This is a genomic window from Legionella quateirensis (assembly GCF_001467955.1).
GTDB classification, from domain to species: domain Bacteria; phylum Pseudomonadota; class Gammaproteobacteria; order Legionellales; family Legionellaceae; genus Legionella; species Legionella quateirensis.
Window position 1 is genome coordinate 15,632 of record NZ_LNYR01000022.1, and the last position, 16,068, is coordinate 31,699.

Sequence of the window (16,068 nt, forward strand, 5' to 3'; positions counted from 1 at the left end):
AGCACCTCACTCGACTTCCAGCCACATCCAGGAGATCCCTCGCTTCACTCGGGATGACGGTTTCTTATTCGTCATCCTGAATGCATACGCCATCCTAAATGTACACGTCATCCTAAATTTACACGTCATCCTGAACGCAGTGAAGGATCTCCCTTCAAGTGGCACTGCACTCGACTTCCAGCCACATCCAGGAGATCCCTCGTTTCACTCGGGATGACGGTTTCTTATTCGTCATCCTGAATGCATACGCCATCCTAAATGTACACGTCATCCTAAATGTACACGTCATCCTGAACGCAGTGAAGGATCTCCCTTCAAGTGGCACCGCACTCAACTTCCAGCCACATTCAGGAGATCCCTCGTTTCACTCGGGATGACGGTTTCTTATTCGTCATTCTGAATGCACACGTCATCCTAAATTTACACGTCATCCTGAACGCAGTGAAGGATCTCCCTTCAAGTGGCACCGCACTCGATTTTCAGCCACCACCAGGAGATCCCTCGTTTCACTCGGGATGACGGTTTCATATTCGTCATTCTGAATGCACACGCCATCCTGAATTTACACGTCTTAAAAGAATCATTTTGATGTTATGAGTTTAAACTGAGAAAAAGTGTTCTTTATAATTGCTGTCATTATTAGAAAATACTTTGGACTTTCTTGCCCATACTAAATATCCAGCAATTGCCAAACCGGTATAAATCATCATTAATCCGCAGTGGAAGGGTAGACTTTTATTTAGATACATCACAGCATATAAAGCATCTGTTATAAACCATAAAACCCAGGTTGCGATTATTTTGTGGCACATTAACCATTGTGCTACAAGACTCAGCGAAGTGGTTGCTGCATCAAGAATCGCGACAGTAGAGTGGGTTAGTGTATGTAATATATAATAAATGAAGAGAAAAACTGCTCCAAGCGTGAGTGACAGTAATAGCCATTGGGTCAGGCCAAGAGTTTTTAAAGGATTTTCTATAGCCGTTTCTTCAATTAATGATTGTCTATACCATATTGACCAGCCATAACACATGCTGAGGAAGTAAAAAATTTCCAACATCATGTCGGCATAAATTCCTTTATGCCAATAAAGCCATCCATTCAGGATAGTTGCTAATATCCCCAGAGGCCAGGCTTTATTATTCAGACGAATAAAAAAATAGGTTGATAGCAGGGAGGCTAAAGCACCTAATAAATCAAATAGCATAGAGGGTACCGTGATAAATGCCGAAACATATTCCCAAACGATTATGTTTAGTGCAATTATAAGTGAGAGATCTATACCATAATTTGCATAATATTAACAATCAGAATGAGACAAAATGCTCAAGTTTAAAGGAATCAATTAAATCCAATTATGGGAAATTTAGCCGGGATCTGCTAATCTTAACTCAGACATCGGATTTTTAAGGAGAAAATGATGTATAAGAGGGTATTATTTGCTACGGACTTTGATGAAGTAGGGGTCAGGGCTGCCGAGAAAGCAAAGAAAATTTCAGATGAAAATGGTGCTGATTTGATTCTGGTTCATGTTGTTGAACCTATACCGGCCTATGCATATCCTGGATTTGCAGGTTTTGCTGAAGTCGAGTTATCCATTCGTGAACAAGCTGAGAAAGAACTGGATGAGCTAGCGAATAAATTGGGCGTTGATGCGAAGCACCGATTTATTGAATTTGGTTCTACTAAAAATGAGATATTAAGAGTAGCTAAAGAACATAAAATTGATTTAATCGTAACAGGTAGTCATGGTAAACATGGCTTGTCTTTATTATTAGGGTCTACTGCTAATGCAATACTGCATGGCGCTGAATGTGACGTATTGATTGTCCGGCCTAAAATCGATCATTAATTGAATGAGAACTGCTTGCGATTGCAATTAAATTCAGGGTGTGTTGATAAGCCATTAATTAATACCTACGCTTTGAGATATGCCGAGTGAATCTCAGCATTTTTTAAACCTACCCTATCTGGCTCGATATCCGCTCTCCACCACGCGCAACGTGGGGGAGAGCGGATTTGACTTCCTTAGCCTGTCGGCTAATTGGCAAAGTGCCCGACATTACTATCCTGTTCACAAGACTCATCTCTTTAATGCTCTTAGTTTGCCAGGACTGACTGGATCTGGTGGAGCTACTGACCCCTGACTGAACATTGAATGAGAGCTAAGAAGGGTAGAAGTATCGGTCTCTGATGAAGACGCGGTGAGTAATAGAGCAGAGCCTGAATCGTGGTTGGGTATGGTGGAATCCACGGTAGTTGGAGTGGTTGTCTGTTTCTTTGCTTGCTCTTGTAGCGATTTAAGAAGATGCAAGGATTTAGAACACCTTGCGCGTTTAACCAGATCCAAAATGGTAATGCCATCGCAGTTCTTTACCATTATGGCATCTGCTCTTGCTGTCTCAGGCAGATAATCCAGAAGCCAATTCAGAGATTGGATTTGTCTTGCTGCGGCAACGTGCAGCAAGGTATTGCCATAAAGGCTCTTTACCATCACGGCTTCCGCCCTTGCTGCTTTGGGCAGGCAATCCAGAAGCTTTTTCAGGATTTTAGGGTGTTTTGCTGCGGTTAGATGCAGCACTGAGTTTCCATACTTGTTACATATCATCAATGCCCCAGCTCTTGTCTCCTCAGACAGTCTATTCACAAGCGGTTTCAAAATCGCAGGACGGGTTGTTTCTACCTCGTGCAGCACTGTATTGCCATCTTCGTTAGTTACCATCAAAGCGGCTGCTCTTGCGGCTTTGGGTAGGCAGTCCAGAAGCTGTTTCAGGTATTTGGGGGCATTTTTTGCAATCCGATGCAATGCGGTATTGCCATCAGCATCGGTTGCCATCAAAACTTCCGCCCTTGCCGTTTTAGGTAAATAGTCCAGAAGCAGTCTTATGGTTTTTGGGCTATCTTCCAGGGTATGAAGTACTGTATCCCCTTTGTTGTTTTTCGTCATCAAGACTTCAGCCCTATCCTTCTCGGGCAGCGTTTTCATAAGTAGTTTCAAGATTTTCGAGTCATTTCTGGCCAGGTGCATCACGGTATAGCCAATATAATTCTTTGTTATCAGGGCACTTGCTCTTTCTTCTTTCGGCAGGTAGTTCAGAAGCAGTTTCAAAGTATTGGGATAATCTACGGCAAGGTGCAGCATACTAATGCCACAGTAGTTTTTATCTATCACCACATCAACCCTTTGATGCTCTGGTAATGTCTGCAGAAACCATTGAATAAAAGAAAGGTGTTGGTTCTCGATGGCTTCTTGAAGGGGAGGGAAGCGGCCTTTGTATTTCACCCTATAGTTTGCTCCTTTGTCAATCAGGGCGGCAGCTAATTCTGTATGTCCGAAGGATGCAGCAATATAAAACGGAGTTAAACTTTTGTTGTCGGTAGCATTGGGATCAAAACCCGGATGAGCAACAATTTGACGAACTATGGCTTCGGGCAAATCGGTAGACAGTGCAATAAGTCCTGCGATTTCCGGGCTAAATTCGGGCGTGATATAGCCGGGTGTGATCATCACCGGAAAGGGAGTTTCTCCTTCCGGGGCAGGGGCATTCAGGCGTTCAATCTGAGCAAGCAGTGCTTCGGGCCAGGAGTCTCGTGCAAGCGCATCACCTGCAGAATTCTCCGTCTGATTGCATCGGTTGCGGATGAATTTGAGCAGGATGGGAAGGCACTGTTGAAACAGGAGAGACCAGTTGTCAGCAGGATAACATAGGGCATGAAGCAGGATGCGGTTTATCTGATAGGGCGTTACTTCCAGTACGCCGTCTTCTTCTGTCCTGGCTATCCATTCGGCAAGCATCGCATCCTGTACTCGGATGACAGGATTGCAGTTGTTCCCCTCGGTATTTTCCTTAAAGAACAGGTCACATAGTTTGGTAAAGAGGCTGGCGTAAGTAAAGGCTCTGTCATCACCACTTGCCGCAAACCAGGTTGCCGTATAAATACTGATGAAGTCATGATAGGCGCTGGTTCGCCATACTCCAAAACCGCGCTCAAAGGTGCGCAGGCGTTCTTCCATCGTAGCGGTATCTTCAAGCAATGGAGCAAGAGAAAGGTCAGGGTTATGAAGGCATTGACTATGAAAATGAAGCACATTCACCCAGGCGTCTTTGTTGTCATCCGGCATGTCGCAGACGTCTAGCAGATTTTTATAGTCTTTGTACTGATAAAGCGTATCGTGAAACCTTAAGACTAGGTACAGGATACTGAACGGGTCTTTTTCGTTTGCAGAGTTCACAAGCGACTCCGGACTGAAGTCTGCTCCCTGAAGCCAGACGAGTGTGTCGTCAGCAAGCGATCGCAGACCGGTTGCTGTGATGCTGCCAGAACTTGTGGCCAGAGTCTGGCGTTTGGCATGACTTTCAAGGGCAGCAAGGATGGGGATGAAATTACAGGGGATGGATTGTAACCCTATCTTGCTGCAATACCCGTTGATTTTCTGCATCATCAGCTCATCTGGCACTATCCCTATTGTGCGAAAACGCTCAAGCACGTATTCCCGCGCCGCGTCTGAGCCTCCGGCATTCTTGATGGCATCCCGGACAGTACCCGGCATGGTGCCGTATGCCCAAGGCAAAAACAGGGACTGAAAATGAGCATGAAATGTGGCGCGTTCATCGCCCACCGGGTCACGCCCGTCGGGAAGATGGATTTTCTTTTGCTTTCCAAGCACTTCACGCACCATGAAATCGAACAACCCCTGCATGAGGACATCCTCTGCATTTAAAGGCAGGCGCTTGCCATCATAGCCATCAAGTGCCATGAGCCAGGCATGGCGAATGCCTGTAGCGCAGACGCGCGGTGTGGCTTTCGCCAGCGCATTGTTGATACGGTCAAATTCCTGAAGGCGCAGCAGCCGCTCTTTTTGGGCGGTACTGCGAGGCGGTACTGGCCATCGCCTTTCATCCTTATCAATCAGTGCCGAGAGAACGACTGCATAGACCTCGGGAAGTGGCAGGTACCATTCAGTAGAAATCCGATGCCCGTTGTGCTCCTCAACCAGGGTGACCCGGTCAAGTTCTCTGCTCAAAGTACGTGAACTCAGCGTTTCTGCCAGCCAGGCTTTAGTAAGCGGTTCCAGCTGAGAAGATTTGACTCGTTCTTCATACCTCTTTTTGACATGACTCATCCGCTCTTGTGCTTTGTAATTACCGGTAATTTCAATAGTCATCGTTGAGGTGGGTACAACAACTGATGAAGAGGTTGCAGCAGGAGATGAAGCGGGTTGAGCTGGCGCTTCGATATCAACTTTTTGCAACAGATACCGTGAAGCCAGTCGGATGGCGAGTATGGCCGCTGCATTCGAGGTCACTGTGTTGTGCGTGCTCTGTGCGTCCTGAGCGCTTTTAATGATTGCCTGCGTGAGGTTGCCTGGCATGGGAAATTCCCTAATACTGGATTTGTTGGGTTGAATTGTATCATTATGGCGATATTTTCGTCAAAAGTAACGGGTTGATTGCTCAATTTAAAAACTTGCTGTGGTGTTATTTGGTCATTGAGCGTATCGATGCTCCCCTATTAAAATGTTTTACTAAGCCTACGTTGTATTTTGATATCCCTGAATTATCAGGTATCTGTTGAAATCGAAAATATAATGAATACTCTATTTCTCAATAGGCAATAAAACCAGTATACTATAGTACTTTAATTCGTACGATTTAGTTGATTAATGAAACTGTTGCGTGGTGTTCAACATCTTGCTGAAATTGAAAAGGGCGTAGTCGCTACGATTGGTAATTTTGATGGCATTCATTTAGGCCATCAGAATCTGATTAAATCCTTAAAAGATAAAGCGAATAGCATGAAACTGCCTTTGGTGCTGGTTCTATTTGAACCCCAACCCAGAGAGTATTTTCAACAAGAAGCTGCACCTGCCAGACTTTCCAGTTTAAGGGAAAAATTGGAAATGCTGAAGTCATGTCAAGTGGATTATATTTATTGTATTAAATTTGATCGATCCATGGCTGAAACTACTGCTGTGGATTTTGCGACTCAATATCTTTTTCACGCATTAAAAGTAAAATACCTGCTTGTAGGTGAAGATTTTCGATTTGGCATGAACAGGTCCGGAGATGTGTTCATGCTGAAAGCTTTAGGTGCACAATACTCATGTCAGGTAGAAACCTGTTCTGATTTTTTAATTGAAAATGAAAAGGTCAGTTCAACAAAAATAAGAAATGCATTGCAGCAGGGTGATCTAGGTCTGGCTGCTCGATATTTAGGAAGAACTTATAGCTTATGTGGTAGAGTGATCCGAGGAGATGGTCGCGGACGACAGTGGGGGATTCCTACAGCTAACCTAAGTTTACATCGATTAGCGCTCCCATTAACGGGTGTTTACGTAGTTCAAGTTCGTATGGGTTCTAAATATGTTGAAGGTGTTGCCAATATTGGAAAACGCCCAACAGTAGATGGAACTAAAAACATATTGGAAATACATTTATTGAATTTTAATGATTCAATTTATGGTGAGTTATTGCAAGTGTTTTTCTTGCACAAATTACGTGATGAGGTTAAATTCACAACAGTGGATGCCTTGATTACGCAGATTCAAAATGATATTGCGGCGGCAAAAGCATTTTTTAACTTGAAGTGCAGTAGTAGATTGAGCTGTACATAATACCGTCAAAACTTAACGATTTCGCAGAGTAGGCAGCAATGGCAGAATATAAAGATACATTAAACCTTCCTAATACTTCTTTTCCAATGAAGGCAAGTCTTGCAACAAGAGAACCGCAAATGCTGGCCGATTGGAACGCCAAAGGGGTGTATGAAAAAATTCGTAAAAACCGAAGTGGAAGTAAAAAATTTATTCTGCATGATGGTCCTCCTTATGCAAATGGACATCTTCATTGCGGTCATGCGCTGAATAAAATTCTTAAAGATATTATTATAAAATCCAAATCGTTTAGTGGCTATGATGCTCCTTTTGTACCTGGATGGGATTGTCATGGATTACCTATAGAGCTGAATGTAGAAAAGAAAGTAGGAAAAGCCGGGGTAAAAATTTCACCCAGAGAGTTTCGTGTTAAATGCCGTGAATATGCAGCCAGTCAAATTGATATTCAGCGTGATGAATTTCAACGTTTGGGAGTATTTGGCGATTGGTATAATCCTTATGTGACTATGGATTTTCGCTATGAAGCCAACATAGTCAGGGCGTTGGGATTGATGATTAAAAATGGACATTTGCAACAAGGCTTCAAGCCCGTGCACTGGTGTATTGATTGTAGCTCAGCTCTTGCTGAAGCAGAAGTCGAGTATGAGGAAAAAACCTCTCCTTCAATTGATGTGGCATTTGTTGCTGTTGATTCGGCGGATTTTATTAATAAATTCAACATTACATCAGAAAATAAACCTTTGATTCTTCCTATCTGGACAACCACACCATGGACTCTGCCAGCCAATGAAGCGGTTTGTTTGCATCCCGAGATTGATTATTCGTTAATTGATGCAGGAACTGCTTATTATATAGTAGCTACCGACTTGGTTGAGTCAGTCATGGCGCGTTACGGAGTGAGCGAATACACGATCTGCAGTTCAGTTAAAGGGGCTGTATTTGAATATCTCAAATTAAAGCATCCATTTAATGATCGTCAGGTGCCAGTAGTTCTTGGTGAACATGTTACTACCGATTCTGGAACTGGTTGTGTACATACCGCACCTGCGCACGGCCCAGATGATTACATGGTGGGTAAAGCTTATAATCTGCCTTTATTCAATCCAGTAAAGTCTAATGGTTGCTTTGCTGACGATGTTGAGTTTTTTGCGGGTATTTCTGTATTAAAAGCAAACGATGCTATTCTGGATAAATTATCCGAAAATGGGGCGCTATTAGCCAAAGAATCCATTAGACACAGTTATCCTCATTGCTGGAGACATAAGTCACCGATGATTTTTCTGGCTACTCCTCAGTGGTTTATTTCTATGGATAAATCCAATTTAAGACAAGCAATAATAAGAGAAATTGATAAAGTCAACTGGGTTCCTGACTGGGGGAAAGCGCGCATTAGTAATATGGTTGAAAACAGACCGGACTGGTGTATTTCAAGGCAAAGAGCCTGGGGTACGCCTATGCCATTATTTGTTCATAACACCACACGGGAGCTTCATCCAAATACTTTGGAACTCTTGGAACAAGTAGCCTTAATGATAGAAAAATCAGGAATTGATGTCTGGTTCGAGTTAGACGCGGCTGAATTAATTGGTGATGACGCCAAAAATTACGATAAAATATCCGATACTATGGATGTCTGGCTTGACTCTGGTGTATCTCATTTTAGTGTATTGAAACAAAATAAAGATTTGGATTTTCCTGCAGATGTTTATTTTGAAGGTTCTGATCAACACCGTGGCTGGTTTAATTCGTCACTGACTACTTCAGTGGCCATGAACGGAGTAGCGCCCTATAAGACGGTATTAACCCACGGTTATACAGTTGATGCAGAAGGTAAGAAATTATCAAAATCCAAAGGCAATTATGTAGCACTGGATAAATTAGTGAATCAGCATGGAGCAGACATATTACGTTTGTGGGTTGCTTCTACTGATTATAGAAATGAAGTCAGTATTTCAGATGAAATAATTAAACGTAATGCAGATGCATACCGAAGAATTCGTAATACCAGTCGTTTTTTACTGGCTAATCTGTTTGATTTCGATCCAACTAAGGATTGCGTAGAGCCGCAAGACTTATTGGAATTAGATAAATGGGCATTAAAGCGTTGTCAAATCTTGCAGGATGAAATTGTAGCAGCTTATGAGGCATATCAATTCCATGTAATATATCAGAAAATTCATAATTTCTGCGCAGTAGATATGGGCAGTTTTTACCTGGATCTGATTAAAGATCGGCAATACACTACAGCAAAAGACAGCAAAGCAAGACGTTCCTGTCAAACCGCTATGTATCATATAGTAAAGGCCTTTACTCTTTGGCTTGCGCCTATATTATCATTCACTGCAGAAGAGATTTGGCAATCCATTCCCGGGTACCAGGGCGAGTCTATTTTCATTGAACGCTGGTATGATGCCTGGCCTGCAATTGATGCCGTGAATATGGATGATTGGGAGCAATTGCATCAGATTCGTGATGAAGTAAATAAGTCTTTAGAGGAAACAAGGCAGAAAGGTGCGATTGGTTCCGCATTGGCTGCTGAAGTTAACCTGTATGCAAAACCCGAGGTAGTGCCAAAACTGACTCGTTTGGGAGAAGAGCTGCGTTTCTTGTTAATGACTTCAGGCGCGAATGTTTTGCCGATGAGTAATGCTCCCGCTGGGTTGAACGCAACAGAATATGGAGTAGCGATTGAAGTTACTGCAAGCTCTCATGAGAAGTGTGCGCGTTGTTGGCATAGAAGACCTGATATAGGACAAAATAAGGAGCATCCAGAGCTTTGTTTGCGTTGCGTGGGCAATATCAGTGGTCAAGATGAGGTGAGGCTTTTCATATGAAGAAATGGTATTGGTTTTTACTCAGTATTTTTGTAATTATCTGCGACCAAACAAGTAAATACTGGATTGGTGTTTTATTAACTCCTTATAAACCAATGCCTGTAATGCCAATGCTAAATATAACTTTAGCTTATAACACCGGGGCTGCTTTCAGTTTTTTAAGTGGTGCGGGTGATTGGCACAGATGGTTTTTTGCTGGTTTCAGTCTTCTGGTCAGTATTATTTTAGTGATATGGTTATGGCGAACTCCTGATAATGCACGCATGCAATCTGCAGGAATCAGCCTTATATTAGGAGGCGCGCTAGGTAATCTTATTGACAGAGGATTACATGGCTTTGTCATTGACTTCATAGATGTTTACTATAAATATCACCATTTTGCCACTTTTAATATTGCTGATAGTGCTATATGTATAGGAGCTGCAATTTTAGTTTTGGATTTGTTAATACATAGAGAATAGAGCGTGCTTTCAATTCACCTTAAGTTGTTCTAGGCAAAATGTTTAATGTATCATTTCAAAGAATGATGTTTGATCCCCTCATCCGCCTGTCGGCACCTTCTCCCTCAGCCCGAAGGGAGAAGGCGATTCTAGCGAGATCTCGCAAAACTTTGATGAGACTCATCTGGTACTCTTCTCGAAGCATATTAAACCAGGATCCCTGAGGATAGAGCGCCCAGTTGTTTTTTATCAGGGTTATGAATACCTACAGCAGCAACTGCGGGCAGATTAAGGAAATGTTCTGCTTCTTCCCACTCTATTTCAGCTGGAAATAAATGAAGGTTAGGTAAACATTTATTTAACAGAGTGCAAAAAGCTAAACTTGCTGGAAAAGGACAGACTTGTTGGTAGCCCAGATGTAATGCCGCCATGGCTTCGGAAATAGTTGCCACACCTGGCAGATAGTTCATTGAATACACGTTCGCAGTTTGTGCAATTGCAGGTAAAAAACCAGGGCTTGAGGCAAAATGAACGCCTGCGTTATAACATTGTTCCAGTTGTTGCGTGTTAATTATGCCGCAAGCACCTATTTTGATCGTAGGGCATTGTTTAATAATCTGAGTTAATAACTGCGGATCTGTAGAGTTAATTTCAATCGTTGTAAAACCGGCTTCTTTTATCTGTTCTACTCGCTCAAATAATAAATTATCAACATCCAGTGATACAATAACAGGCTGGTTTACCATTAATTTATCGATGATCATGTTTTATTTCCGCAAGTGCTGCATTATTTTTCAATGTTAGAAGACTTGATTTAAGTTGGCAAGTAAATTGACCATAAAAATGGTTGGAACAACTTATAAAGTGTTTAATTTGGGGATCTGTTCAATTAAATCGTACTAACAGAATAACCCGCTACAAGCCTGGATGCTTGGAGCGGGTTATTGCAATAGATATTACTTAGGACTGGTGCTCAAAGGTGTTGGTGATGAATATTGTTCTTCTTCCTCTTTTGCCACTTCTTGCGTACTTTCCTTTGAGCTTGTTTGTTTCATTTCGTTCTTTTTATCATCATTTAATTGCATCAATTCTGAAGGGTTTTTAAGGTTGGTTACTGATTCTTTTGTTGCATCAACACCAAATCGTTCCATATTTTTAAGCATGGACTGCATGGTCTGGAAGGGAATATTTCCTGTTCTCGGCATATTAACAAACATCATTTGTAAATAGGCATTTGCTGCAGTTTTGTTGTTTGCAGGAGCTAGACTTGCCAGATTAAACAAATCTTCACGTGAGATCTCTTTTGCTTGTTGCAATTCTGCCATACGGTTTTTGTAAAGATCTATAGGTGATGCCTGACTGGATTTTGGAGTAGCAACACTTCCTCCTGACTTAGGTGTAGGTACAGGAGTAGGTACTGGTGATGAAGGGAGTTGCCCCATTGATACAGTGGATTGATTCGTCTGATTCGCTTGATTTGCTTGATTCAGCAAATTGCCACGGACTGCCGTAAGTTGGGAAATCTCGTTATTAATTAATGTTTTTTGAGCCTGGGTTTCTTGTTTCAGTGCTACGACTTCTTGAACCCGTTGACTGTGAAAGTCATTTTCGAGTCCTTTATTATGCTGGATTAATTTTTTGACTGACATCGCATCGGGATTTTGTTTTATAGCTTCGTAGCCTTTACGAGCTGCAGCTTTTGCTTCGGGATCCTCTTTTATTTTTTCCCAATCATCTGTTGATTTTATAAGATGCAGCTGACCATTTTCATCTTTAACCAGTTTTTGATTGGCGTTTAATGTTAACTCTGCTTCTTTAGGTGAACTGACTGTATCTCCATCTGCATTCACATAATATTTCTCGTTTCGATGTACATCAAGCATGTCATTGTAGGCACCAACCTGAGAGGATAGACCCTTCCAAACTTCCCTTAAAGCATAAGCTTCCTCATCTCTATCCATTTCAATTAATTTTTGAATTTCGTCATCTAGTGCAATTGCTTGAGCGTCCAGATCTATTAATTTTTGTTGGATTTCTTCTGGAGATAAATCAGGGTTGTCATCCAGTGACTGTTCAAATATATTCATATTGTAATCGAATATATTATATTTCTCTTCCATAAGAGATTTTTCAGCTTCTAATTGTTCCATTTTTTGATCAAGGACTTTTTCTTTGGCTTCAATTTTCTCTAATGCGGAAGAATAATTGGCCAAGCTAGTATCAACACTTTTAATGGATTTATCAATGGCTGCGCTTTTAGTTTCAGGGACTGGGGTTTTTGCTCGCTCTATAGCTTGTTCATTTTGCTGCATTACTATTTCTTTGATTTTATCTGAAGCGTGTGCTTTCTTATCCAGAAACCATAGAAACAATAGTGCTTGTATCCTGCTCATTAAGAGTCGTTGTTGTTGTTGTTCAAATTGTCGTTCTTCTTCAATTGCTTTTTCCAGAGCGATTTCAGCGCCTATCTCTCCAATAACCGCCTCTCCAGCAGGGGAATGTAGAAATTTCTTTACATCTTCCGGAGTTTTTAATCCAAAACGACCAAGATTTATTGTTGGTCTGTAATCTTCATTGGATGTTGCATCTTTTGCAAAAATAGAGTCAACCCATGCGTCTAATGATTGAGGTGCTTTACCGAATAGATTTTCTGATAGCGGACTGGGTACATTTGATGGACTAGTGCTTAAACCAGCCATGTTAGTTTGTTCAACAATTTTTTTTTCAACTTCAAATGTGTTTGATTGTTTATCAATAGCCATAAATATGATCCTTTTTACACCCAGTTATGTTAATTATACACAAATATGAACAAATAAGCATCAGTTTTCTACGGAATCTGCTTAGTGTCAACGTACTGGCAGCCATTTTTGCCTTGGTATAATGCGGTTTGATAAAGGCAATTGTTCTATCATTCATTTTTGATACTTAATCTTAGGTATAACGTATTGATTTTGCAAATAAATGTGATGAAGCATACATAACAATCATTATGCTTCTTATATATTCATCATGGGTTGTTCCTGATTTTCGTTTTGATTCTTGTGTTCTGATTGACGAAATAAATTGGAGTAAGCCGGCTGAGAATCGGGAATTTCTGCTGGAGTGTTCTGTTGTCCACTGTCGAGCAGATTACGTATTAAACAATGACTTTCTGTATGAGGGACTAATTCTGAACGTCTTGGTTCACTGGAATAGTATTGTTGGTCATTCAGAATTGTATGTAAAAGAATATCTTCCTCATGAAATGCCCAACTGAATAAGTTACTACGGGTGATTTCTATTTGGGATAGAGCATACTGCTTAGCTTCTCCAGCTGTGTTATCCAACCAATTGCATAGCTCCGTAAGAATGGTAGCGCTGATTGAAAATACCATGCCAATTGAGTTATCCCAATAAGTTCCAATCTCACTTAAAACAGTACCTGTTGAATAGGCCAGTATTCGACTGATTGGATTAATAATGGTTAAAGAGATACGTAACCCCAATGAAAATGCATCAAGAAAAGGCAGAATGAGTATATTCTTGATGAGCTGAAGTGGTGGTATAAAAAGTACTCGTAAAGCATTGATACCTATATTAATGATCAGGGTATCGGAACAATGCTTTATTGGAAAGCTGAAGCCATAAAGTCGTGAAAATTGAAATTCGGCAATAAAATTATTTAGGGAAGGTCTTTCTGCAATTTCAATTAGTAACCGTCCTATAGCCCCAATATTTCCGAGAGTTGCGCATAATTTACGTATTATATTGGTTATCCCTCTGAATGGTACATGAATTAACAATGCACTTCCTTCAATTAAGGGAACCGTCAGAATCGCAAGGAAGAAATCAGTAATGGCAGCAGTAAAGTGTTTTCCTGATCGAAGAATTTGGGCGCCGCTCTTTTTCAGGCCATTGATAAATCCGTTGTTATAGCCGTAAAAATACCATTCGACAAAAGGTGCTAAACCTATTTTTGCAAGAGTAATAATGTTTTTACAAATCCATTTACAGGTACCTAATAACCAATCATCTCCGGGATGCATAATCGTATCATACAGTGCAGCTCCGCCTTTACCACCCAGTGCTGCATAATTGGTATAAGGAAAATCGCCCATTTCATTTTGTAATGAAGGGATTGCTTTGGTTAAGCCATAGCCAAGACTAAGCGCTAAAGCAGCTATAATGGCGATTTCACCCGGATCTTCCTTGAGAATTGAAACGGCTTCGACAAAGAATTTATCCAGATTACCAACGGTAATCATCCCTTGCCATAAAGTAACCGAGGCTGAAATAGCTTCGGATATGGTGCCATGGTTCATTAATCGTGCCAGTTTCTGAGTGGGTTCAATTCCTGATATCAGGCCACTTAAATAGAGTTTGGTTAAAACGGATTCCAAGGCTTTGGGAGCGAGTACCGCACCTGCACCATATAAATAAGCAGCCATGGCCAGAGTGCCCACCATGGGATTTCGTTCACTGGTATCAATGAAAAAACTGCCCAGATGCCTCAATACTCCTAAAATTCGGTGCAGAGGATTATCATAGGGGGGTGGGCTGGGCGGATGATTTGCGCGAGCGATAACATAAGGAGAACTGCTGATTTGTTCTTTAATAAATTCTTCCAGGGTTTGGCCATTGGCTAGTAAGCCTTTATTTTCAAGCGCATCGTGGAGAGAGCTTCGTTTTAGAACTGCTGATCGAGGTTTGGTTTCCTGAGGTACGGTTTCCTGTTTTTGCGTATGAGTCGCATGGACATGACCCATAAAATCTTCATGTAAATCATGAATTATAAAATGGCTCAGCCGTTCATAGAAATTTTGGAAGAAGGTTGGAATACGTGAAATAAATCCTTGTATTCTTAAACTGAGACGTTCAGGTAAATAGAGATGACGTTTGCTCACCTGACTTAGAGTATAGAGATCCTGTCCTTCCGGAAGAGGGTAGAACTGTGCGTCTTTTATGAAATAATTCAGAGCCAACAGTTTGTTTTCCAGGCGCAGGATGATTTGATTTTTTTGAGCTACAATCACCCAATTGCCATTGGGGAGTTCGCCAAGGTACTTTTTTGCTTTTCTGAGCGATTTTGCCTGAATTGGTTCAAATGAACTGTTTGTTAAATGGAATACTAATTCGTTTAAACTGGAATATCCCTGTTGGGGTAGCCCTTTAAGGGTATAGTAAGGCTTTATTTTAGTTATTGTAACTCCATCGGGTCTTTGTTTTATTTTCGTCCTATGGGTTGGTTTTTCTTCTATTGATAAATAATTTAACCAATCCTGGCCATCATTCCATAGGGAGCGTAGAAACATTTCAAATTTTGAGAATCGGTTTGCTGGTACGTCGTTAAGATGAGATGCTGGTATCAAATTATAATGGGTGCAAATGACCCTCAAGGCATCATCAAGATCACGATTATCATGTCCAATATGCAGTTCGCTGTCCCAGATAAAACAAAGAGGTTTTTGTCTGGAGTCGAGGGTTTTGTGGATTTTAGAAAAATCCATTTGATCTTGACGTGAGACCGAAAAAACACGATTGAATTGATGGCGTTGCGCTGCAATGTGTGCGTCATAAAGTAAATAACCTAAAGATCCTTCAGAGATTACTGGATTGTTAGAAACTCTTCGGTTGCCATCTTCGCATGTTTTTATGATAGCCAGAATTGTTCTTCTTAATTGCTCCTGTCCAGTGGAATCACGGGCTTTTATGTGACGTTCCTCTCTGAGCAGAGTGCTTAATGAGCTGATGCATTCATTGACTAATCGCAATTTGGTCTGTTGTTCAGGACTAAGCGATTGTTTATAACTTTCTGAACGAATTCGGTAGCGATGAATTTTACTTATAATATTAGCAACCAGAGAAGAGGGGCGGTCACCTGGAAGCAATTTTAACAGGTCCGTACTATGAGTAAACAGCATCAATTGCACTGTTTTTTTATTATGATTGGCTATGAGTCGAAGTCTGTCTCCATCCTGAAGGAGATACTCCATAGTGTAATTTCCATAAAGTACAGTACCTGCCTCATGACTGAACGCATTGCCAGTTATCGTAGGCATTTCTTTATGGTTGTAGGGTTTTATACGTAATGGAACAATTACTTGTGTATGACCATCCGTAGTCAGGAACTCAGGCATAAAATCCGTATTTTGCACATATCGTATACAGATTAATGGGTTTTGAGGGAAAATAGCA

9 protein-coding genes are annotated in these 16,068 nt (G+C 41.2%); 4 read left to right on the plus strand and 5 right to left on the minus strand.

The features are described from left to right. Nucleotides 1-599: 599 nt before the first annotated feature. Complete coding sequence (gene pnuC, locus Lqua_RS09090; RefSeq protein ID WP_058473974.1) at nucleotides 600-1,208, minus strand: nicotinamide riboside transporter PnuC; 609 nt, start codon at nucleotides 1,206-1,208, stop codon at nucleotides 600-602. A 213-nt stretch (nucleotides 1,209-1,421) separates the two neighbouring features. Here pnuC and Lqua_RS09095 point away from each other — a divergent pair, with 213 nt between their 5' ends. Then, entirely contained in the window at nucleotides 1,422-1,853 is a 432-nt protein-coding gene (locus Lqua_RS09095) for a universal stress protein (RefSeq protein WP_058473975.1), read from the plus strand. A gap of 231 nt (nucleotides 1,854-2,084) precedes the next feature. Here Lqua_RS09095 and Lqua_RS09100 read toward each other — a convergent pair whose 3' ends face one another. Further along, entirely contained in the window at nucleotides 2,085-5,375 is a 3,291-nt protein-coding gene (locus Lqua_RS09100) for an ankyrin repeat domain-containing protein (RefSeq protein WP_058473976.1), read from the minus strand. A gap of 291 nt (nucleotides 5,376-5,666) precedes the next feature. Here Lqua_RS09100 and ribF point away from each other — a divergent pair, with 291 nt between their 5' ends. Genes ribF through lspA form a run of 3 tightly spaced genes read left to right on the plus strand, consistent with a single transcriptional unit; the run spans nucleotide 5,667 to nucleotide 9,912 of the window. Then, on the plus strand, nucleotides 5,667-6,617 hold the full coding sequence (gene ribF / locus Lqua_RS09105; protein ID WP_058473977.1) for a bifunctional riboflavin kinase/FAD synthetase: 951 nt from the start codon (nucleotides 5,667-5,669) through the stop codon (nucleotides 6,615-6,617). A 38-nt stretch (nucleotides 6,618-6,655) separates the two neighbouring features. After that, nucleotides 6,656-9,451, plus strand: coding sequence for an isoleucine--tRNA ligase (ileS, locus tag Lqua_RS09110; RefSeq protein WP_058473978.1), 2,796 nt, complete (start codon nucleotides 6,656-6,658; stop codon nucleotides 9,449-9,451). Next, on the plus strand, nucleotides 9,448-9,912 hold the full coding sequence (gene lspA, locus Lqua_RS09115) for a signal peptidase II (RefSeq protein WP_058473979.1): 465 nt from the start codon (nucleotides 9,448-9,450) through the stop codon (nucleotides 9,910-9,912). The genes ileS and lspA overlap by 4 nt, the downstream gene beginning before the upstream one ends. A gap of 185 nt (nucleotides 9,913-10,097) precedes the next feature. On the opposite strand, the gene Lqua_RS09120 is transcribed toward lspA, so the two are convergent. The 3 genes from Lqua_RS09120 to Lqua_RS09130 all read right to left on the minus strand — a co-directional run bounded on the left by Lqua_RS09120 (nucleotide 10,098) and on the right by Lqua_RS09130 (nucleotide 16,010). Next, the gene (locus Lqua_RS09120) at nucleotides 10,098-10,655 is read right to left on the minus strand and encodes a multidrug DMT transporter permease (RefSeq protein ID WP_058473980.1); all 558 of its coding nucleotides are present in this window, start codon (nucleotides 10,653-10,655) and stop codon (nucleotides 10,098-10,100) included. Nucleotides 10,656-10,847: 192 nt separating this feature from the next. Further along, nucleotides 10,848-12,653: a hypothetical protein gene (locus tag Lqua_RS09125; RefSeq protein ID WP_058473981.1), complete on the minus strand. Its 1,806-nt coding sequence runs from the start codon at nucleotides 12,651-12,653 to the stop codon at nucleotides 10,848-10,850. Between the two features lie 237 nt (nucleotides 12,654-12,890). Further along, nucleotides 12,891-16,010 carry a hypothetical protein gene (locus Lqua_RS09130; protein WP_058473982.1) on the minus strand — a complete coding sequence of 1,040 codons (3,120 nt, stop codon included), beginning with the start codon at nucleotides 16,008-16,010 and terminating at the stop codon, nucleotides 12,891-12,893. Nucleotides 16,011-16,068: the final 58 nt, after the last annotated feature.